Genomic DNA, 20,764 nt, shown 5'->3' on the forward strand with positions numbered 1-20,764 from the left:
CCGATGTTCTTCGAGGAATTCATGGTGGGACAGCGGGTGTCCCACCCCGTCAACGCCGACCGGGCCACGGCCTTCGACCTGGTCGACGAGCCGGTCACCGCGCTGAGCTGGCGACAGGTCCGGCCTATCTCGCCCGGCGGCGAGCTGTGCGCGGAGCTGACCGTCACGCGCTGCCGCCGCGTCCGTGACGACGAGGGCCAGGTCACCAGACACGTCGTCGTCCGCGACCAGGACGGCGAGCCACTGCGGGAAGGCACGGTCACCGTGTCGGTGCCCGCACGCGGCGAGGGGCCCGACCCGGCAGGCCGGGCGTTCGGCACCACGGAATGGGCCACCGAGGTCGTCGCCGCACTCGGTCCGGACTTCGCCGACGCGACCGCGACCTGGGACGGCACGATCGGGCTGCGCAGCGGCGCCGAGGAGGTGCACCTGCGGATCTACCGCGGCCGGGTCGTCGACGTGACGCGCCGCGCGCCCCTCGGCGCGACCTTCACCCTCGGCGCGAGCGAGCTGACCTGGACGGAGCTGGTCACCGGCCCGGTGAACGACTTCATGCGGCGGGCGATGCTCGGCCAGTTCGAGGTCACCGGCAGCGGCTACGAGTACCTGCGGCTGACCAAGGTGCTCGACCAGCTGATCACCAGCGCACGGGAGGTAGCCCGGTGAGCTATCTGGAAATCGACGGCCGGTTGTCCTATGTGGAACAGCACGGCAGCGGAACACCCGTGCTGTGCCTGCACACCGCCGGGCAGAGCGGCGTGCAGTGGCGGCACACGGCCGGCCCGCTCGCCGCTCTCGGCTACCGCGTGATCGTGCCCGACCTGCCCGGTCACGGCCGTTCCGAACCGGCCGAGCACGGCCCGGTGTCGGACCTGGGCAGCTACGCACGCTGGTGCGAACGTCTGATCGCGACCCTGGGCCTGGAGCGGCCGTTCGTCGTGGGCTGTTCGATCGGCGGCAAGATCACCCTCGACCTGGCCGTCTCCATGGGCGACCGGCTCGCCGGCGCGGTCGCGATGGCCGCCGAGGCCGGGCCGGGGCGCGTGAGCATGTCCGGACTGCGCCGCGAACTGGAGGACGTGGCCGCGCCGAGCCGTACCGATCGCACCCACCTCGGCACGCTCGCGGTGGTCGGCCGCGATGTCGCGCCGGAGCGGGCCGAGCTGATCGCGACCATGCACCGGCGCGAGGATCCGGCGGTCTCAACCTCGGATCTGCTCGGCTGGGGCACCCACGACGTGCGCGCGGGACTTGCCCGGATCGCCTGCCCGGTGCACCTTGTCGTAGGTGAGGACGACCTCTGGCTCGACGTGGCGAAGGTGCGCATGACGGCCAAGGACATCCCCGGCGCGCGCTGCACGGTCCTCGACGGCATCGGGCACTACCCGATGGAGGAGATCGAGGACTTCGCGCCTTTGCTGCACAGCTGGCTTACGGAGCTGCGATGACCCTGTTGTCCCTGCTCACCGAACGCGACCCCGGATCGGTCGTCGCCATCGAGGGCGACGCGCGCATCTCCACGGCCGACATGCTGCGCGGGGTCCGCTCGCTCACCACCGACCTGCGCGAGGCCGGACTCGGCCGCGGTGACTGCGTCGCGGTGTGGCTGCCCAACTGGCCGGAAGCGCTGACCTGGCAGTTCGCGGTGGCTTCGCTCGGCGCACACGTCATCGGGGTCAACACGCGCTACAACGTCGAGGAGGTGCGGCACGTCCTGGAACGCGCGCGGCCGAAGCTCGTCGCCATCGCGCACGACTTCCACGGACTCGACCTCATCGGCCGGCTGCGCCGCGCGATCACCGATGTCGTACCCGCCGTCGCGGTGATCCGCGGCACGGACGCCACCGCGTACGACGTCGGCGCGGGCGCCTGGGTCCCCTCGGACCGCGACGGCGAACTGGCCTCCGGCGACGACGAACTGGCCGTCGCGTTCACCACCTCCGGCTCGACCGGGCAGCCGAAACTGGCCGCGCATCTCGGGTCCGCCGTGGCCGAGCACGCCCGTGCGGACGCCGAGAAGATCGGCATTCACGCGGGCGACGTGGCCCTGTGCGCACTCCCGCTTTCGGGCGTGTTCGGGTTCAACACGGCGATGGCCGCCATCGCGGGTGGCGGAACCTGTTTGCTGGAACCCGTTTTCGACGCACGCGCCGTGCTCGCCGACATGGCCCGCCGGCGGGCGACGCACGTGGTGGGCGGCGACGATCTGGTCGGCAGGCTCGCCGACGCCTGGCAGGGCGAGGATCTTTCGTCCTGGCGCTGGCTGGGCATGGCGGATTTCCTGGGCCGCACCGGGGAAATCGCGGAATGGGCCGGGCGCGAGTTCGGCACCTCGACCACCGGGGTCTACGGCTCGTCGGAGGTTTTCGCGCTCACCGCGTTGTGGCCGCCCGACGAACCGGAGTCCCGGCGTTGGCGTGGCGGCGGGCGCCTGGTCTCGCCCCGGATCGCGGCGCGCGCGGTCGACGGAGAGCTGCAGCTGCGTGGGCCGAACGTGGTCGACGCCTACCTCGGCGATCCCGATGCGGCGGCCCGCTCGTTCACCGAGGACGGCTGGTTCCGCACCGGCGATCTGGTGGAGATCGAGAACGACGGTGGCATCGTCTACGTCTGCCGGATGGGCGATGTGTTGCGGCTGCGGGGTTTCCTTGTCGATCCCGCCGAGATCGAGCACCGGCTGGCCGAGCACGCGGCCGTCCTGAGCGCGAAGGTCGTCGGCGTCCGCGGCGACGAAGGCGACGAGGCGATCGGGTTCGTCACCGCCGACCAGCCGGTGGACGGCGCGGCACTGCGCGCGTGGTGTGCTGAGACGCTGGCGAAGTTCAAGGTGCCGACGGCGGTTCATGTGATCGACGAGATGCCCACGACCTCCGGCACGAATGGTATGAAGATCAAGGCGGCGACCCTGCGCGAGTGGGCGCTGCGTGAACGAGAGGCGGCGCCATGACCGACGTTGTGATCTGCGAACCCGTCCGCACTCCGGTGGGCCGCTACGGCGGCGTGTTCCGCGACATCCCCGCGGCCTCGCTCGCCGCGACCGTGATCGCCGAGGTGGTCAAGCGCACCGGTATCGCGCCGGATTCGGTCGAGGACGTGATCTTCGGGCAGTGCTATCCCAACGGCGAGGCGCCCGCGATCGGCCGCGTCGCCGCGCTGGACGCGGGCCTTCCTGTCGAGGTGCCGGGCGTGCAGGTCGACCGGCGCTGCGGCTCGGCGCTGCAGGCGGTGCTCGACGCGGCGATGCGGGTGCAGACCGGGGTGAACGAGGTCGTGCTCGCCGGCGGCGCGGAAAGCATGAGCAGCGTCGAATTCTACACCGACGCGATCCGGTGGGGCGTCCGCGGCGGCGGGGTCGAACTCGCCGACCGGCTCGCCCGCGGCCGCGTCACGGCGGGTGGCAAGAACTATCCGGTGCCCGGCGGAATGCTGGAGACGGCAGAAAACCTGCGGCGCGAGTACGGGATTCCGCGCGAGGAACAGGATCTGCTCGCGCTGCACTCGCACCAGCGCGCGGTCGCCGCGATCGAGGACGGCCGGTTCGGCGAGGAGATCGTCCCGGTGACCGTGCCCGGCAAGCGCGGGAAGCCGGAGACGGTGATCGACCGCGACGAGCACCCCCGTGCGGACAGCTCGCTGGAGTCGCTGGGCAAGTTGAAGCCCGTCATGGTGCGCGACGATCCGGAATCGACGGTCACCGCCGGGAACGCGAGCGGTCAGAACGACGGCGCCGCGGCGTGCCTGGTGACCACAATGGACAAAGCGGAACAGCTTGGTCTGCAACCGTTCGCGCGGCTCGTCTCGTGGTCGGCCGCCGGGGTGCCGCCGCGCACGATGGGGATCGGCCCGGTACCGGCGACGGCGAGGGCGCTTTCCCGGGCCGGGCTCGAGCTCAGCGACATCGACCTCATCGAGCTGAACGAGGCCTTCGCCGCGCAGGTGCTGGCATGCACGCGCGAATGGGGTTTCGGCGAAGCGGACTTCGAGCGGATGAACGTCAACGGCTCGGGTATCTCGCTCGGCCATCCGGTCGGCGCGACCGGCGTGCGCATCCTGACCACGATGCTGCGGGAGATGCGCAGGCGGGACGCGCGGTACGCGCTGGAAACCATGTGCATCGGTGGCGGCCAGGGCCTCGCGGCGATCTTCGAGAAGGTGGCATGACTCCCCTGCACGGCCTGCGGATCATCGAATGCGCGAGTTTCGTCGCCGCGCCCTCGGCGTGCATGACGCTCGCACAGCTGGGCGCGGACGTCATCCGCGTCGATCCGATCGGCGGCGCGGCCGACTACCGCCGCTGGCCGGTCGCGCCGAGCGGAACGAGTCTGTATTGGACAGCGCTCAACCGCGGAAAGCGTTCGGTCGCGGTGAACATGCGCTCGGACGAGGGCCGCGAACTGGTCACCGCGCTGGTCGCGGAGGCCGGTATCCTGGTGGACAACGTGGTCGGCAGGCGCTGGATGTCGTACGAGAACCTCTCGGCGCGGCGGGCGGACCTGATTCACCTCCACCTGCAGGGACACGCCGATGGCAGGCCCGCGGTGGACTACACGGTCAACGCGGAGGTCGGCGTGCCGACGATCACCGGGCGTGAGTCGGACGCGGCGCCGGTGAACCACGTGCTGCCCGCGTGGGACCTGGTGACCGGAATGACCGTGACCACCGGCGTGCTGGCCGCGTTGCACGAACGCACCGCGACGGGCCAGGGCGCCTACATCGAGGTCGCGCTGGCCGATGTGGCGACCGCGGGCGTGGCGAACCTGGGCTGGCTGGGCGAGGCGCGGTTGCGCGGCGCCGAGCGGCCCAAGCACGGCAACCACGTGTACGGCAGCTTCGGCACCGACTTCGAGACGGCGGACGGCGAGCGCGTGATGGTCGTCGCGCTCACCGAGCATCAGTGGCACGCGCTGCGCAAGGTGACCGGGACCGAAGACGTGTTCTCCGCGCTGGAGCCCGCGCTGAACGTGGACCTCAACCAGGAGGCCGACCGGTACCGGGTGCGCGAGACGATCGCGGCGATCCTGCGCCCGTGGTTCGCCGCCCGCCCGCTGCCGGTGGTCGCCGAAGACCTGAACTCGGCGCGCGTGCTGTGGGGCCGCTACCGTGGAATGCCGGAACTCGTCGACGACCCGTCGCCGGTCTTGTCGACTGTGGACCAGCCGGGTATCGGCGAGGTGCCCAGCGCCCGCTCGCCCCTGCGGTGGGGCGGCGAGTACGGCGGCACCGCCAGCGCCCCCGGCCTCGGCGAACACACTGAGACGGTGCTGTCGGACGTGCTGGGCCTGAGCACCACCGAAATCGCCCGCCTGCACGACGCGGGAGTGGTCGCCTCGGGCGAGGCCTGACCGAACGTGGCTTCGGTCGGCTGACTTCCCGGCGCCACAGCGACAGTCACGGGCGGCGGCGCTTGCGCAGGCCCGCCCGGGCCTTCTCCATCATCTCCGGCCCCGCGAACTCGGGTGAGATGATCGCGAGCTGCGCGGCCGCGATCCGCGCCATCCCCTCCGGACCGAAGGCATCGACACCGAGTGCGCGTGTCAGATGGTCCTGCAGCACGTAGATGCCCAGCCGCATCGCGACGAACACCGCGGCTTCGGCACGGGGATCGGCCTGGCTTTCCCGATACCGCTCAGTGATCGCGACCAGTTCGTCGAACAAGGAACCCGCCGCGGGCGTTCCGTCCGCGAGCGCCCGGCCCAGGTAACGCAGAACCGGTGCGCCCGCGCGATGGGTCTCTTCCACGAACTCGGCGTTGTCGAGCTGCTTCCCGTCGACCCCGCGTGACAAGGCCGCCCGGATGAACTCGACCACGTACTCGTCACATCCCCGCTCCAGCCCGGCCTTGTTGCCGAAGTGGTACTGGACGAGCGCCAGCGAAACGCCCGCATGGTCGGCGATCCGCCGCATGCTGGTGCCCGCGACGCCGTGTTCGGCGAACAACGACAGGGCGGCGTCCCGGATCCGCGCACGGGCGGTCAGGTCCTCGACTGGTCGCATGTACAGTATGCTATACAAATGACCAGCCCGTGCCGAAGCGGGGGCGGACACGGGGTCGTCGTGCGATGTTGGGGGTCTCGATTTGGGGTTCACGGTCGCGACCATCAGTGACTGGTCGTTTCTCACCGCCACCGGCGTGTACCTGCTGGCGATGGTGTTCGCCACGGTGTCGCTGTCGTCGAAGTCGCGGCGTCCCGCCACAGTGGGCGCGCCGAACACGCGACCATCCACTCCGGACGATCGCGCCGGCGGGCGGGCGCTGGCACTGACGTGGCTCGGCTTCGGCCTGCATGTGGTCGCCGTGGTGTGCCGTGGGATCGCGGCACATCGGTGGCCGCTGGGAAATCTCTACGAGTACGTCATGGTCATCACGCTTGTCGCGGTCGGCGCGTGGCTTGCCACCGTGAACCGATTTCCGTTGCGGCACATGGCAGTCTGGGTGCTACTGCCGGTCGCCGGGTTGATGGTGCTCAACGGCAAGGTGTTCTACGCGCAGGCCGCACCGGTTCCGCCCGCGCTGCAGTCCTACTGGCTCGTCATCCACGTCACCACCGCGGCGGCGGCCACCGGCACGCTCGTGGTGCCCGGCATCGCGAGCGTGCTCTACCTCGTCCGGTCGGCGCGACCGCGGACGAAGCTGCCCGAGTCCTCGACGCTGGACCGGCTCGCCTACCGCGCCACCGTCGTCGGCTTCCCGCTGTTCACGTTCGCGGTGATCTGCGGGGCGGTGTGGGCCGAGTCGGCTTGGGGCCGCTTCTGGGGCTGGGACCCCAAAGAAGTCACATCGTTCGTCGCCTGGCTGATCTACGCCGCGTACCTGCACGCACGAGCCACGGCCGGCTGGCGAGGCACTCGCGCCGCGGTGCTCAACGTGCTGGGCCTGGCCGCGCTGACGTTCAACCTGCTGTTCATCAACCTGGCGACCTCCGGCCTGCACTCCTATTCCGGCCTCAGCTGAGCGCCATCGAGGCGGACCTGGCCGACGGGCCCCCTGCACCCGCCGGCCAGGAGGCTCACACGAGCGACGCGGTCAGGCCGCCGTCGAGGACGTAGTGGCTGCCCGTGATCCACGCCGCCCGGTCGGACGCGAGGAACGCCGCGACCTCGGCGATGTCCTGCGGGGTGCCCAGCCGCCCCTGCTTCATGGCGACCAGGTCACCGAAGGGAATCTGGGTCGCCGCTTCGAAATCGGGCTTGAGCCGGTCCACCATGGCGGTGTCGGCGAAGCCGGGGCAGACCGCGTTGACGCGCACGCCCGTCGGCCGCATTTCCACCGCCGCGACCCGGGTGAGCTGGATGACGGCCGCCTTCGTCGCGCAGTAGGAGCCCAGCAGCGGACTGCCACCGATACCGGCGATCGACGCGATGTTGACGATGTTTCCCTTGGAGGCGACCAGATGCGGGGTCGCCGCCTTCATCGTCACGAACGTGCCCCGCACGTTGACCGCGAAGATCTTGTCGAAGCTCTCCGTCGACTGCTGCAGCAGCGGCGAGGAAACCTCGATCCCGGCGTTGTTGACCAGCACATCGAGGCCGCCGAGAAGATCCACCGCCTGCTGCACGGCGGTCTGGACCTGCGCCTCGTCGGTGACATCACAGTTGGCCACGCCCGCGGCGCCGATCTCCTCGGCCGACTGCTTGGCCGAGTCGGCGTTGAGGTCGCTCACCACGACCTGTGCGCCACGTTCGGCGAACAGAGCCGCGATCGCCTTGCCGATCCCCGCGCCGGACCCGGTGACAAAAGCACGCTTTCCTTGCAGCTCGGACATTCTTGTTCCTCTCACTTCGTTGGGGGAATCACATGGCGTCGATCTTGGGCATGATTTCTTCCTTGAGACGCTTCATGTCGTCGAGCGTCTTGGCGACCGGCACGTCCTGGAAGGGCGGCCACAGGAACGGCATGGTCAGCCCGGCTTCCTTGTAGCGCTTGAGCATGTCGGTGATCTGCTCGGCCGTGCCCGCGAGCAGGTTGGTGCCCTTGCCCATCGGGGTCTGGTCCATCTCCTGGTCGGTGATGACGAACCAGATCATGCTGCTGATCTCGAGGTCGTCGACCGAGCGGGAGGTGTCGAGGTCGTCGAGTTCACGCTGGATCTCGGTGCGCCACCGCTTGATGTCCTCCGGCGAGTCCTGGATCCCGATCCAGCCGGACAGGCCGTACTTCGCGATGCGGCTCGCCGAGCGTTTCGGGTCCTTGAGGCCACTGAAGAAGATCGGCGGGTGCGGCTGCTGCACCGGCTTCACCCCGAACCCGCTCCTGCCGAAGTCGGCGAACTCGCCGTGGTACTCGAACAGGTCATTGGTCCAGATGCCCTGCATGATCTCGAGTGTTTCCCGCACATGCTTGTGCCGTTTGGGAAAGATGTGCGAGGCACTCGCGGCCGCGAACTCCTCGGGCATCCAGCCGGAACCGACGGCCACGTTGAGCCTGCCGCCGGAGAGATGGTCGATAGTGGACAGTTCCGCGGCGAGGACACCCGGCGAGCGGTACGGCGTGTCGATGATGCTCATGCCGATCCGCACCTTCGACGTTTTCGCCGCCAGCCACGGAATCAGCGGCATCCCCTGCAGGAACTCGCCCCGCGAGCTCACCGGAAGCCCCTTGGGGAACCCGTCGATCATGCCGAAGGCGTACTGCATTTCCTCGCGGTCCGACGACTCCGGCACGATGATCCGGTCGAGCGTCCACACGGAGTCGAAGTCGAGGTCCTCGGCGAGACCGGTGAGGTCCTCGAGTTCCGGCACCGTCACCTTGTCCCGGAAGTTCGGCAGATAGAGCGCGAGTTTCATGGTGGTACAGCCTCCTTGCTGTGTTTTCTTCGTGGTGATTTCGCCGGGTTCTTTCGGCTCAACTGCCGGTGAGTTTCGAGCGGATCTCGGTCTTGAGCACCTTGCCGATGGTCGAGCGCGGCAGGTCCGGCCAGATCTCGATCTGCTTGGGCGCCTTGACGCTGCCGATGCGCTGTTTGACGAACGCGACCAGTTCTCCGGTGTCCAGTGTGGTGCCGGGCTGCAGTTGGACGACGGCGGTGACGCGTTCGCCCCATTTGTCGTCCGGCAGGCCGACCACGGCGCAGTCGCGGATCGCGTCGTGGGCCATCAGCGCCTGCTCGACTTCGGCGGAGTAGACGTTGAAACCGCCGGTGATGACCATGTCCTTGGCGCGGTCGACGATGTGGAGATAGCCCTCGTCGTCGAGGAAACCGATGTCGCCGGTGTGGTGCCAGCCGCCTGCGGAAGCCTCCGCCGTGGCCTCCGGATTGCGGTAGTAGCCGGCCATCACCAGCGAGCCGCGCACGCAGATCTCCCCGCGCCGCCCGCGCGGTACCTGCCGGCACTCGTCGTCGAGGATCGCGACCGTGACCAGCGGCGAGGGCCTGCCCGCGGACGACAGGCGTCCAGTGTGGATACTGCCGTCGGGCAGGCGGTGCTCGGCAGGTGACATCGTCGAGATCATCATCGGCGCCTCGGACTGCCCGAACAGCTGCGCCATCGGCCCGATCCGGTCGAGGGCCTCGGCCAGCCTGGCGGCCGACATGGGCGCCGCGCCGTACCAGAAACACTGCAGCGACGACAGGTCCGTGCGCTCCAGCGCCGGGTGGCCGAGAACCATGTAGATCAGCGTGGGCGGCAGGAAGGTGTGCGTGACCCGGTGCCGCTCGATCAGCTCCAGGAACCGGCCCACGTCGGGCTTCGCCATGATGATGACCTCGCCGCCGAGGGCGAGAATCGGGAAGCACAGCACGCCGGCCGCGTGCGTCAGCGGCGCCTGGGCCAGGTAGACCGGGCGCCCCTCGAAGGGATAGCTCATCAGCGTGATCGCCGACATCGCCTCGAGATTGCGGTCGGTGAGCATGACACCCTTGGGGCGTCCCGTCGTGCCTCCGGTGCCGACCAGCGCCACGACGTCCTCGGGTGGCCGCGCCTCGGCCGGCGGATCGTTCCGGGCGGCGTCGAGCCACGCGTCGAAGCCAGGCGCGAGGTCGTCCCCAGCGCCGAGCCGGACCAGCGTGGTCAGCTTCGGAAGCGCCGGGGCGATCTGGGCGACCAGCTCGTCGAAGGCCGGCTGGAAGATCAACGTGGAGCAGTCGAACAGGTCGAGCAGCTCGGCGTTCTCGGCGGCCGCGTTGCGCGGGTTGATCGGGCACCACACCGCACCGGCGCGTGCGATGCCGAACACGCAGCCGAACGCGGTCGGGTCGTTGGCCGAAAGGATGCCGACCTTGTCGCCAGGGGCGACGCCCGAGCGCCGTAGCGCCCGGGCGATCGCGTGGGTGAGCTCGACAACCTCGCCGTAGGACAGCGACACCCCGTCGAGGGTCAGGCACGGCGCTCCGGGGTCCAGGGAGGCGCCCTTGTCCAGGTAGAACGTCAGCGACATCGTTGTCTCCGTTTTGTGGTGGTGCGCCATGGCGACCGGCTCACGCTGGTTCGGTGCGCCACCTGCTCACACTGCGACCCTGACCCTTCTTTGGACGATTGTCAAGATTTTCCTGGACGAGTGGTTAATAAACCGCTCAATGGTATTGTCGGGTCCGTGACCAGCGCAGCCGCCGTGAAGCGCCGGACCCGCGTCGACAAGTTCGAGGAGCGGCGCCGGGAACTCGCCGATGCCGCGCTGCTCGCGCTGACTCAGCTCGGCTACGCGCGCACCAGCCTGCGCACGATCGCGGAGCACACCAAGTTCTCCCACGGGCTGCTGCACTACTACTTCGCCGACAAGATCGAGCTGATCACCTACTGCGTGCGGCGATACAAGGCCGCGTGCGTGGAGCGCTACGACGGCTTCGTCGCGGAAGCGTCCACCCCCGGCGAGCTCGCGACGGCCTGCGGGGACGGACTGGCCGCCGCGCTCGAGGACGCTCCGCTGATGCACCGGCTCTGGTACGACCTGCGGACGCAGTCGATGTTCGAAGAGGCGTTCCGGGACGACGTCGCCGAGATCGACGACAGTCTGCAGGAGATGATCTGGCGCGACGTCGAGGCCTACGCCACCCTCAGCCAGACCCGGCCGACCTGCTCGCCGGCCGATGCGTACGCCATGTTCGACGGCCTGTTCCAGCAGGCGCTGCTACGCCACCTCGCCGGCGCGGACGAAGCACTGGACGACCTCCGCCGCGGCGTGCGCGAACTGCTGCCCCGCCTGGTGGACTGACGGCGTCCGAAGTGGACGGTTACAGCGGGTTGGCCCGCCCGGCTCCGTGACGGCGGTCCCTGGTGAGGACTTTCGCCCCCTGCGGGCGGCAATCCGCCGGGGCTAGCTTCAGGCGCATGTCGGCGCCGTCTTGGTCCAGAACCTCAGCGTGGAATCCGCTCTTCCGGGTGGCCGGAAGCGCGGGGATTCTGTTCGTGCTGGCGGGTCTGGCGGCTCTGGTCCTCTACACGCTCGCTCCACCGCCTGTCTCCGGGGGCGAGGCGACCCTGCGGTTCATCGCGGACCACGAAAACTCCTATATCGCCCAGCAGGTTCTCTGGCTCGTGCCGTCACTGTTCGGGCTGGTCGTGTTCGTTGCCCTTCTGGTCGCTCTGTTCGCCGCGAGTCCGAGCCTCGCCGTACTGGGGTTCGCGGTCGGTGCCGCATCCTGGACGGCGCTACTCGCTGTCCCGGTGACGAGCGAGGGAACGCTGTCGCTGGTCTACCTCAGCGATCAGTACCGCGCGGCGTCCGATGACGCGGCGCGATCGTCGTTCGTCGCGGCCGCGGAGGCGCTCGTCGCCCAGAACAACACGGTGTCGCTTGCCGGGGTCCTCACCCCCTTGGGAGTGCTGTTGATCTCGCTGCCGATGATCCGGGGCGCCCTCCCCCACTGGGCAGGCTGGCTGGGAATCGCCACCGGCGCCCTCGGTGTGGTCAGCGAGGCGCTGCGCTTCTCGACGTCGACGCTCTACACCGCGTACGGGCCGCTTCTGTGGGTGTGGTTCGCCGTTGTCGGCATCTCGCTCCTACGGCTGCCACGTCGCGGCGACGCGTCACGTCCGCCCCACAGCGGGCCCTTGTCAGCCTCGGAAGAACAGCGAACAGCATGACCTCGATCAACGGTTCCATTCACATCGAACGCCCCGTCGAGGAAGTCTTCGATTTCGTCGCCGACGAGCGGAACGAACCCACCTACAATCCTCGGCTGAGCGGTGTCGAGAAAACCACTCCCGGACCGATCGGCCGAGGCACCCGGTGGCACGCGGTCGCGACCTCACGTAAGCGCGCCACCCCCTTCGAGCTGGAGATCACGGAGTATGCGCCGCCGTCCAGGCTCGCCTCGGTGACACACATGGACGCCATCGAGATCAGCGGAGCGCTCACCTTCGTGCCGGAGGCGCAGGGCACCCGAATGAGCTGGAGCTGGAACCTACGACCGAAGGGGATGCTCAAACTCGCCACCCCACTGCTCGCCGCGCTGGGACGCAGGCAGGAACAGAGGATCTGGTCCAGCCTGAAAGCCTGTCTCGAAAAGCAGAAGTGCGAGTAACGACAATACCCGCGGGATCGGTCCGCTGGTGCCGACGGCATGCGACCGGTACCTGATTAGTACGAACGTAGGTACCTTTGCGGATGTCGCGGCCGCGTTGTCCGGCGGATTCTGTTCTCATGTTGCGCGAGAAGCCGGGATCGGTTCCGGCGCCTCGGGAGGTCAAGGGGCCTCGGAGCGGGGCGCCGGACGACACATGCCTGTCCAGCACCTTGATACGCGAGGACGCGGCGGAGGAGCGGGAAACCCTCTCGCCGCATGACCGTGTCACGTGCCCCGCGCACCGCCGGTGGGTCCACCAATGCACGTCGTCCGCGGCGCATGCCATCCGGGTGACCGGACACCGCTGGTGCCGGCGCTGCGACGTGCCCGCGACCATCGCCGTCGACGAGCTCACCGGCTCGGTCGCCCTCACCTGCCCTCGTTGCCATCGGCTGCCGGACAGCGCGGCGAACCGCCAAGTGCTCCGGTCCTGCCGGGCGAGCATCTCGGCCGCCCGGCAGGACCGGTCTCCAACACCTTCGACGTCGATGAAAAGGCAGGCCGCATGAACGACTTCCGAAAGGCAGCCACCTCCACGCCGGAGCTGCATCTCCGCATCCAGCAGGCGCGACAAGCGCTCGAACAGGCCCGGCTCGCCTCGAACTCCGCTCGTGCTCGTGCCGCGGAACGCACGATGAACTGGTTTCTCGACGTGCTGTCCGAACGAATCGCGCACCGCGGTTCTTCGGGCGAGGCCGCCTGAACGATTCACAAGCGCTCCAGCACGCGATACTCTACTTATAGACTATTTGGCGAGTTCGCGACTGGAGTGATGCATGGGCTTCCGCCACCATGAACTGTGCGACCTGGACGAAACGCTCTTGCACCAGACGCCGTTCCCGCTACGGCACGCGGCCACGTCGGATGTCCGCTTCTTCGACCGGTACTGGCTCACCGCAGCCGATCCCCGCGGGTCGGCCGGCCTGATCGCGGGTCTGGGTGTCTACAAGAACACCGGCAGCTGCGACGGCTACGTCTCGATCCAGGCCGGTTCGAGCCAGTACAACACACGATTCGCACGGCCACTGGATGACGACAGGGACAGCCTCGCGGTCGGCGATCTCCGCATCGTCGTCGAGAAGCCGTTCGAGCGAATCCGGCTCACCGTCGACCCACACTCGTCGCCCCTTGCCGCGGACCTCGTCTGGACATCGACGTTCGCGCCGCACCTCGAAGCACACCACTTCGACGCACCGGCCGGGCGCACGATGCAGGACATGACGCGTTACGACCAACTCGGACGGTGGCGCGGGTGGATCGACCACGGCGGAGGCCGGATCGACGTCGACGATTGGTTCGGGGCCCGCGACCACTCCTGGGGCATCCGCCCTGGCGTAGGCGGCTTCGAGAAATCCCATGGCGATCCGAGCATGACCGCCGATATGCCCACCGCTCCGAGGAAGCCGATCCTCCACCTCGTTCTGTTCGCCGAGGCGGGAGACGAGTTCCTGGCTCTCCAATACCGGGAGAACGCCGACGGGCGACGCCTCGCGCTGGACGGCGAACTGATCGGCCGGGACGGATCACGCGAACGGGTGTCCGATCTGGAGCTGCACGCCGAATTCACGCCCGGAAGCCGCGCCTACCGCGAGCTCCGGATGACGCTCACGCTGGAGAGCGACAAGACTCGTATCGTGCGCGTGGAACCGCTGCTGCACGCATGGGCCTATTCCGGCACCGGCTACGACGGCGGCTACAACGACCGGCGAGGACTCGGCGCTTGGCGCGGCACGGTCGCCGAGCACGACGTCTACGAGCACCGTCCCCCGGAGACGGTCCTGCTCAACGGCGAACCGGTCCCGCCTGGACATCGAGAACAGCCCGTGAAGCTCACCATCGACGGCGTTCCGGGAACCGGGCACTGCCCGCTGATCACGCGAGGCACACTGCCCCGCTACGGGCTGGAGTAGGCGACGGTCCCGGTCGCCTATGTCACGGATACTCGCCTGCTGGACTACTCGCGCCTAGAGTTCCGGTGGGAGGTACACGAATGACCAGAGAACTCGTGTTCGTCGGGACGGGTGGCGTCCTGCTCGCCGCGGACCGCTGGGACCCGCCCGAGGGCACGGAGTCTTCGGGCACCGTGTTGCTGCTGCACGGTGGCGGCCAGACCCGCCACTCGTGGCGGAAGACCGGCCGGGCGCTGGCCCGGGCGGGCTGGACCGCGTACGCCCTCGACGCGCGGGGCCACGGCGACAGCGGCTGGGCGCCCGACGGCGACTATTCGATGGATGCCCTGGTCGCGGACCTCGAGGCGGTCGTCACCGCACTCGACGTGCGGCCCGTCCTGGTCGGCGCCTCGCTCGGCGGTACGACCGCGCTGCTCGCCGAAGGCGAACATCGCGGATTCAGCCGCGGCATCGTCCTGGTCGACGTCACACCGCGCATCGAGCCCGAGGGCGTTGCCGAGATCATGGCGTTCATGCGCAGCGGCATGGGCGGGTTCGCGACGCTCGACGAGGCGGCCGACGCCGTCGCCGCCTACAACCCGCACCGCCCGCGCCCGACGTCGACGGACGGGCTCCGCAAGAACCTGCGGCTGCGCGAAGGCCGCTGGTACTGGCACTGGGACCCGCGCTTCCTGGACGGCCGCGACGAGCCCAGCCGCGAACGACTCGACGACGATCACCGCGCCGAACGAGCCCGGCGCGCGGCGGCACAGGTCACCGTCCCCACCCTCCTGGTGCGCGGCGTGCAATCCCGGGTCGTCAGTGAGGAGTCGGCCGCCGAACTTCGTGCGCTGATCCCGCACGCCGAGCAAATCGACGTCAGCGGGGCGGGCCACATGGTCGCTGGAGACGACAACGACGTGTTCAGCGTCGGCCTGGAGCGCTTCCTCACCGACCGGGTGGTCGGACAGCCGAGCGGACGGACCCGATAGACGCCCCGCAAAAGCCTCCTTTCGCCGCAACGGAAGGAGGCTCTTGGGCCGCCGGCCTAGATCCGTTCGATGATCGTCGCGGTGCCCATGCCGCCGCCGGTGCACATGGTCACGAGGCCGGTTGTCTTGTCGCTGTGTTCGAGTTCGTCCAGGACGGTCTGGAAGAGCATCGCGCCGGTGGCACCGATGGGATGACCCAGTGCGATCGCGCCGCCGTTCACGTTGACCCGGTCCTCGTCGATGCCCAGATCACGGATGACCTTGAGCGGGACCGCGGCGAAGGCCTCGTTGATCTCCCACAGGTCGATGTCGGCGATCGCCATCCCCGCCTTGGCTAGACACTTGCGTGACGCGGGGCCGGGCGCGGTGAGCATGATCACCGGTTCCGCTCCCGCGACGGTGCCGGCGAGGATCCGGGCGCGCGGCTTCAGCCCGTGCGCCTTGGCGTACTCCGGAGAGCTCAGAACCAGCGCACCGGCACCGTCGACCACGCCCGAGGAGTTGCCGGCATGGTGGACGTGGTCGATCTCGCCGGCTTCGGGGTAGACCTTCGCGCACATCTGGTCGTAGGACAGCCCCTCCGGCTCCCGGACCTTCGCGCCCGCCCTGGCGAAGGACGGCGGCAGCCCGGCCAGGGAATCCGCGGTCGTACCCGGCCGTGGGTGTTCGTCGTGGTCCAGCACGATCTCGCCGTCGGCGCCCACGACCGGGATGAGACTGCCCGAGAAGCGATTGTCGGCGATCGCCTTGGCCGCCCGGTCCTGACTGCGCGCCGCGAACGCGTCGACCGCCGCGCGGTCGAACTTCTCCAGCGTGGCGATGAGGTCGGCCGAGATGCCCTGCGGGACGAGCGGGTACCGCTCGCGCAGCCGCCGGTTGCCGGCGTCGAGCGGGTTGCCGAATCCCGTTCCGTAGCGGGACATGCTCTCCACACCGCCGGCGACGACCAGGTCCTGCCAGCCCGCGGCGATACCCATGGCCGCGAACATCACGGCCTGCTGCCCCGAACCGCAGAAGCGGTTGAGCGTGACACCGGGAACGTCGATGGGCCAGCCGGCGGCGAGGACCGCCATCCTGGCGATGTCGTTGGCGTGGTCGCCGTTGTGGTCGCCGTTGCCCATCACGACGTCGTCGACCGCCGAGGTGTCGATGCCTGAGCGCTCCGCGAGCGCGCCCAGTACCTGCGCCAGCAGTTCCTGCGGATGGATCTCGTGCAGCGCACCGGTGGGCTTGCCCTTGCCACGGGGCGTCCGGGCGCCGTCGATGATCCACACTTCACGCGTCATGTCCGATCAACCTTCCTGGAGCTCACTCAACCTTCGCAAATTTACTCCAGTTGTAAACTATTGCCAATCAGACTTATACGGTCGCAGGTGTGACATCTAACGGATGGACAGGGTACTCGACGCCGGATTACTCTAGCCAAATATCGTCTATAACTAGAGTATATTGGTCACGGTACGACTGATTGGTCCAGCACATGGCACAGCAGATCCCCATCGTCGATTACCTCGTACTCGACGACCCGGCACATCTGGAGGCGCATGCGTGCTCCTCCTGCTCGGCGCTTTACTTCGACCGTCGTAACGCCTGCGCGAAGTGCGGCGGTGTCGAGTTCGTCCGCAAGACGCTGTCCAACGACGGATGGGTCCGTGCCTTCACGATCGTGCACCGGGCCGCTCCATCGGTCCCCGCGCCCTACACCTCCGTGGTCGTCGACCTGGACGGCGGCGGCGCTGTGAAGGCGAACCTGCTCGGCGTGACCGATCCGGCGGAGATCACGCCACGCCTGCCGGTGACGCTGGAGGTGTTCGTGGCCGGAACCGATGACGACGGTGTCGAGGCGGTCGGCTTCGGCTACCGCAAGCGAAAGGAACTTCCATGAGCTCCGGTGACGTCTGGATCATCGGCACGGCGATGACCAGGTTCGGGCGGTTCCCCGACAAGGACCTGCTCGACCTGGCGAGCGAGGCCGCGCTGGGGGCGCTCAAGGACGGCGGCAGCGCGATCACCGACATCGGCGCGCTCGCCCTCGGCAACGTCTACGAGGCGAACTCGCACAACGGCCAGCGCCTGCAGAAGCAGATCGGGCAGACCGGCGTTCCGGTGTACAACGTGGTCAACGCGTGCGCGACAGGCGCGACCGCGGTCCGCGTCGCCCTGATGTCGATCGCCTCGGGCGAGTCCGACACAGCTCTCGCGGTGGGTGTCGAGAAGATGGGCAAGATGGGTCTGCTCGGCGGCGCCGCGAAGAACCGGGACGCCAAGAAGCAGTACCAGCCCAAGGGCCGCTACGGCTCGGTGCTCAAGACCGAGGGCGTGCTGGGGACCGGCCTGATGCCGGGTGTGTTCGCGCAGGCAGGCACCGAGTACGCACTCCGGCACGGCGTGACGGCGACGCAGTTCGCGCGCGTGGCCCAGAAGAACCACGCGCATTCCGTGCTCAACCCGCTGGCCCAGTACCGCAAGGAGTTCTCACTACGGGAGATCCTCGAGTCCGAGGTCATCGCGTATCCGAACACGTTGCCGATGTGCTGCCCGACCGGCGACGGAGCGGCGGCCGTGGTGCTGGTTTCCGACGCGAAGCTCAAGACGCTGGACCCGGACGTGCGCAGGCGGGCGGTGAAGATCTCGGCCTCGGTGCTGACCTCTGACCCCTGGAGCGAGGCGGGTCAGGTGCAGCCCGACGTCAACACGCTGACCCGGCAGGCCGCCGATGCCGCCTACGCGAAGGCCGGCCTGGGGCCGGACGACCTCGACCTCGTCGAACTACACGACTGCTTCGCGACCGCCGAGCTCATCCACTACGACAACCTCCGGCTGTGCGAGCCCGGCGGAGCGGGTGACTTCATCGACTCCGGCGCTCCCTGGCGCGAGGGCAAGATCCCCGTCAACGTCTCGGGCGGGCTGCTGTCCAAGGGCCACCCCATCGGCGCGACCGGGATCGCCAACCTCTACGAGGTCACGACTCACCTGCGCGGCGAGGCGGGCGAGCGCCAGATCGAAGGCGCGAAGGTCGGGCTCACCCACGTGATCGGACTGGCCTCGGCGTGCGCGGTGCACATCCTGGAGGCTCGCCCGGCGGGGGTGGCCTGAATGGGTCCGCTGCACGGAGTGCGGGTCGTCGAGATCGCCAGTGCGGCACCCGCTCCGTTCGCGTGCATGGTCCTGGCCGATCTGGGCGCCGAGGTGCTCAGGGTCGACCGGGCCACCCGCCCTCGCCCGGCCACCGACCCGCTCGCGCGCGGCCGCCGCTCGATCACGGTCGATCTGAAAGCGCCCGAAGGCCCGGCCATCGTGCGGCGCCTCGCCGAGCGCGCGGACGTTCTGGTCGAAGGATTCCGGCCTGGCGTCGCCGAACGGCTCGGTATCGGGCCGGAGGACTGCCGTTCGGTCAATCCCCGTTTGATCTACGGACGCATGACCGGGTGGGGCCAGGCCGGACCGCTGGCCGATCGTGCGGGACACGACATCAACTACATCTCGCTGGCGGGGGTACTCGAGCCGATCGGGCGCGCCGGCGAGCCGCCCGTCGCGCCGCTGAACCTGGTCGGCGACTTCGGTGGTGGTGGCCTGCTGTTGGCGCTCGGCATCGTCGCCGCGCTCCACGAGCGCAACACATCCGGCGAGGGCCAGGTGATCGACGCCGCGATGGTCGACGGTGCCGCGCTGCTCACGGCCTGGATGCACGGACAGCGCGCCGCCGGCGACTGGTCTCCCGAGCGGGGCGCGAACCTGCTCGACGGTGGTGCCCCGTTCTACGACACCTACGAGACAGCCGACGGCAAGTACGTCAGCGTCGGGGCGCTGGAGCGGCGCTTCTACGCTCAGCTGCTGCAGGGGCTCGGGCTCGATGCCGCACGCCTGCCGGCCCAGTACGACCAGCCCGGCTGGCCACGGCTGCGCTCGGAGATCGCGGGAGCGTTCCGGAGCCGGACCAGGGATGAATGGGAGAAGATCTTCGCGGGCACGGACGCGTGCGTGACACCGGTCCTCACCCCGGAGGAGGCGGCCCGCCACCCCCACATCCAGGCGCGAAGCGGGTTCGTCGAGGTCGGCGGGATCCTGCAGCCGGCCCCCGCCCCGCGGTTCTCCCGGACTCCGGGCGCGGTCGCGGAGCGTGGGGCCGGCACGGAGAGTGCGGCCGCCGCATTGGCCCAATGGGGCTTCACCGCTGACGAGGTGTCCGAACTCAACGAGAAGGGCGCGGTCGCATGACTTCCGTGGTCGACGACGACGTGACCGCGCTGGCAGGCAAGTCGGTCGAGGAGGTGCGTGCCGCGTTCGTCGGCTGGCTGGCCGACAACGCCGCAGAACTCGCGCCTTTCCGGCACCTGAGCACCGAGGTCGGCCAGATCTTCGCGACCCTGTCCACGTTGCAGCGGATGCTCTTCTCGGCCGGCTGGATCCGGCTGGGCTGGCCCGAAGAGGTCGGCGGCCTTGGCGGGCCGCTCATCCTTCGCGCCGTCATCAGCGAAGAGCTGGCCGCGGCGGGGTACCCGCCGCCGTTCTCGTTCGGCACCCAGGAGGTCCTCGGTCCGGCTGTCGCCCGGTTCGCGCCGCCCGAACTCGCTGCCGAGATGCTGCCCCGCCTGCTGCGCGGCGAGGAAAGCTGGTGTCAGGGGTTCTCCGAGCCCGGCGCCGGAAGCGATCTCGGCTCGCTGCGGCTTCGTGCCGTGGACGAGGGGGACGCCTGGCGGGTCAACGGCGAAAAGATCTGGACCAGCTGGGCCCAGTTCGCGAACCGCTGCGTGCTCCTGGCCAGGACCGGCACGGTCGAGTCCGCGCACAAGGGCATCACCGCGCTCTTCCTCGACATGGATACGCCGGGAATCGAGATCCGTCCGTTGACGAGCATGAACGGCGACGACGAGTTCTGCAGCCTGTTCTTCGACGACGTGCTCGTACCCAAGTCCCGGACGCTGGGCGAGGTCAACGGGGGCTGGGCCGTCGCGATGTTCGTACTGAGCTGCGAGCGTGGTGCCGCCGCGTGGCAGCGGCAGGCGTGGATGCGCTGGCGGCTGGGCACCATCACCGACCTCGCCCCGGAGCTGCCGGACGCGGCCGCGGGCGAGGCGTTCACGCTGATCCACGCACTTCGGCTGCTGTCGCGGCGAACCGTGCGCTCGCTCTCCGCCGGGGAGCCGGTCGGCGTGCTGCCCTCGTTCGACAAGCTGATGATGTCCACGGCCGAGAAGTTCCTGTTCGACGCGGCCTTGGGGAGCGCACCGGATACCGTGCTGCTCGGCGAGGACGAGGCGGCACGCGACCTGCGCAGCGATTACCTGTACTCGCGCGCCTCGTCCATCTACGGCGGCGCGGCCGAAATCCAGCGCAACATCATCGCCGAGCGTGTACTCGGCCTGCCAAGGGAGTGACC

At 69.1% G+C, this 20,764-nt stretch carries 21 protein-coding genes; 16 read left to right on the forward strand and 5 right to left on the reverse strand.

Annotated features, from left to right (window positions below):
- Positions 1-3 precede the first annotated feature (3 nt).
- The 5 genes from HFP15_RS43055 to HFP15_RS29580 are packed head-to-tail and all read left to right on the forward strand — an operon-like array spanning position 4 to position 5,342.
- Complete coding sequence (locus HFP15_RS43055) at positions 4-666, forward strand: hotdog family protein (RefSeq protein WP_246272143.1); 663 nt, start codon at positions 4-6, stop codon at positions 664-666.
- Positions 663-1,448, forward strand: a complete 786-nt coding sequence (locus HFP15_RS29565) for an alpha/beta fold hydrolase (RefSeq protein ID WP_312871812.1) — start codon at positions 663-665, stop codon at positions 1,446-1,448. Before HFP15_RS43055 ends, HFP15_RS29565 begins: the two co-directional genes overlap by 4 nt.
- Positions 1,445-2,947: an AMP-binding protein gene (locus tag HFP15_RS29570; protein WP_168520054.1), complete on the forward strand. Its 1,503-nt coding sequence runs from the start codon at positions 1,445-1,447 to the stop codon at positions 2,945-2,947. The genes HFP15_RS29565 and HFP15_RS29570 overlap by 4 nt, the downstream gene beginning before the upstream one ends.
- Entirely contained in the window at positions 2,944-4,161 is a 1,218-nt protein-coding gene (locus tag HFP15_RS29575) for an acetyl-CoA C-acetyltransferase (protein ID WP_168520055.1), read from the forward strand. Before HFP15_RS29570 ends, HFP15_RS29575 begins: the two co-directional genes overlap by 4 nt.
- Positions 4,158-5,342, forward strand: coding sequence for a CoA transferase (locus tag HFP15_RS29580; RefSeq protein ID WP_168520056.1), 1,185 nt, complete (start codon positions 4,158-4,160; stop codon positions 5,340-5,342). The genes HFP15_RS29575 and HFP15_RS29580 overlap by 4 nt, the downstream gene beginning before the upstream one ends.
- 46 nt (positions 5,343-5,388) lie before the next feature.
- Here HFP15_RS29580 and HFP15_RS43635 read toward each other — a convergent pair whose 3' ends face one another.
- Entirely contained in the window at positions 5,389-5,994 is a 606-nt protein-coding gene (locus tag HFP15_RS43635; protein ID WP_168520057.1) for a TetR/AcrR family transcriptional regulator, read from the reverse strand.
- 82 nt (positions 5,995-6,076) lie between these two features.
- Here HFP15_RS43635 and ccsB point away from each other — a divergent pair, with 82 nt between their 5' ends.
- Complete coding sequence (gene ccsB, locus HFP15_RS29590; RefSeq protein ID WP_246272144.1) at positions 6,077-6,952, forward strand: c-type cytochrome biogenesis protein CcsB; 876 nt, start codon at positions 6,077-6,079, stop codon at positions 6,950-6,952.
- 55 nt (positions 6,953-7,007) lie between these two features.
- On the opposite strand, the gene HFP15_RS29595 is transcribed toward ccsB, so the two are convergent.
- Genes HFP15_RS29595 through HFP15_RS29605 form a run of 3 tightly spaced genes read right to left on the reverse strand, consistent with a single transcriptional unit; the run spans position 7,008 to position 10,375 of the window.
- Positions 7,008-7,763 (reverse strand): SDR family NAD(P)-dependent oxidoreductase, encoded by a 756-nt coding sequence (locus HFP15_RS29595; protein ID WP_168520058.1) that lies wholly within the window; start codon positions 7,761-7,763, stop codon positions 7,008-7,010.
- A gap of 28 nt (positions 7,764-7,791) precedes the next feature.
- Positions 7,792-8,784 (reverse strand): LLM class flavin-dependent oxidoreductase, encoded by a 993-nt coding sequence (locus HFP15_RS29600; RefSeq protein ID WP_168520059.1) that lies wholly within the window; start codon positions 8,782-8,784, stop codon positions 7,792-7,794.
- A 58-nt stretch (positions 8,785-8,842) separates the two neighbouring features.
- Positions 8,843-10,375: an acyl-CoA synthetase gene (locus tag HFP15_RS29605; RefSeq protein ID WP_168520060.1), complete on the reverse strand. Its 1,533-nt coding sequence runs from the start codon at positions 10,373-10,375 to the stop codon at positions 8,843-8,845.
- A gap of 156 nt (positions 10,376-10,531) precedes the next feature.
- Between HFP15_RS29605 and HFP15_RS29610 the strand changes: the two genes are divergently transcribed.
- The 6 genes from HFP15_RS29610 (at position 10,532) to HFP15_RS29635 (ending at position 15,384) form a co-directional block, all read left to right on the forward strand.
- Complete coding sequence (locus HFP15_RS29610; protein WP_168520061.1) at positions 10,532-11,149, forward strand: TetR/AcrR family transcriptional regulator; 618 nt, start codon at positions 10,532-10,534, stop codon at positions 11,147-11,149.
- A gap of 167 nt (positions 11,150-11,316) precedes the next feature.
- Positions 11,317-12,021, forward strand: a complete 705-nt coding sequence (locus tag HFP15_RS29615) for a DUF4386 family protein (RefSeq protein WP_168520062.1) — start codon at positions 11,317-11,319, stop codon at positions 12,019-12,021.
- Positions 12,018-12,461, forward strand: coding sequence for an SRPBCC family protein (locus HFP15_RS29620; protein WP_168520063.1), 444 nt, complete (start codon positions 12,018-12,020; stop codon positions 12,459-12,461). Before HFP15_RS29615 ends, HFP15_RS29620 begins: the two co-directional genes overlap by 4 nt.
- Before the next feature lie 547 nt (positions 12,462-13,008).
- Positions 13,009-13,206 carry a hypothetical protein gene (locus tag HFP15_RS29625; protein ID WP_168520064.1) on the forward strand — a complete coding sequence of 66 codons (198 nt, stop codon included), beginning with the start codon at positions 13,009-13,011 and terminating at the stop codon, positions 13,204-13,206.
- A 73-nt stretch (positions 13,207-13,279) separates the two neighbouring features.
- Entirely contained in the window at positions 13,280-14,413 is a 1,134-nt protein-coding gene (locus HFP15_RS29630) for an Rv3169 family protein (protein WP_168520065.1), read from the forward strand.
- 80 nt (positions 14,414-14,493) lie between these two features.
- Positions 14,494-15,384 carry an alpha/beta fold hydrolase gene (locus HFP15_RS29635; protein ID WP_168520066.1) on the forward strand — a complete coding sequence of 297 codons (891 nt, stop codon included), beginning with the start codon at positions 14,494-14,496 and terminating at the stop codon, positions 15,382-15,384.
- A gap of 56 nt (positions 15,385-15,440) precedes the next feature.
- Here HFP15_RS29635 and HFP15_RS29640 read toward each other — a convergent pair whose 3' ends face one another.
- Entirely contained in the window at positions 15,441-16,670 is a 1,230-nt protein-coding gene (locus tag HFP15_RS29640) for an acetyl-CoA C-acetyltransferase (RefSeq protein WP_168520067.1), read from the reverse strand.
- 194 nt (positions 16,671-16,864) lie between these two features.
- Here HFP15_RS29640 and HFP15_RS29645 point away from each other — a divergent pair, with 194 nt between their 5' ends.
- The 4 genes from HFP15_RS29645 to HFP15_RS29660 are packed head-to-tail and all read left to right on the forward strand — an operon-like array spanning position 16,865 to position 20,762.
- Positions 16,865-17,269 (forward strand): Zn-ribbon domain-containing OB-fold protein, encoded by a 405-nt coding sequence (locus tag HFP15_RS29645; protein ID WP_168520068.1) that lies wholly within the window; start codon positions 16,865-16,867, stop codon positions 17,267-17,269.
- Positions 17,266-18,480, forward strand: coding sequence for a thiolase family protein (locus HFP15_RS29650; RefSeq protein ID WP_168520069.1), 1,215 nt, complete (start codon positions 17,266-17,268; stop codon positions 18,478-18,480). The genes HFP15_RS29645 and HFP15_RS29650 overlap by 4 nt, the downstream gene beginning before the upstream one ends.
- Positions 18,481-19,602, forward strand: coding sequence for a CaiB/BaiF CoA transferase family protein (locus HFP15_RS29655; RefSeq protein WP_168520070.1), 1,122 nt, complete (start codon positions 18,481-18,483; stop codon positions 19,600-19,602). It begins immediately after the preceding gene.
- Positions 19,599-20,762, forward strand: coding sequence for an acyl-CoA dehydrogenase family protein (locus tag HFP15_RS29660; protein ID WP_168520071.1), 1,164 nt, complete (start codon positions 19,599-19,601; stop codon positions 20,760-20,762). The genes HFP15_RS29655 and HFP15_RS29660 overlap by 4 nt, the downstream gene beginning before the upstream one ends.
- The last annotated feature ends 2 nt before the right edge of the window (positions 20,763-20,764 follow it).

The organism is Amycolatopsis acididurans (assembly GCF_012328925.1).
In the GTDB taxonomy this organism is placed as follows: Bacteria; Actinomycetota; Actinomycetes; order Mycobacteriales; family Pseudonocardiaceae; genus Amycolatopsis_E; species Amycolatopsis_E acididurans.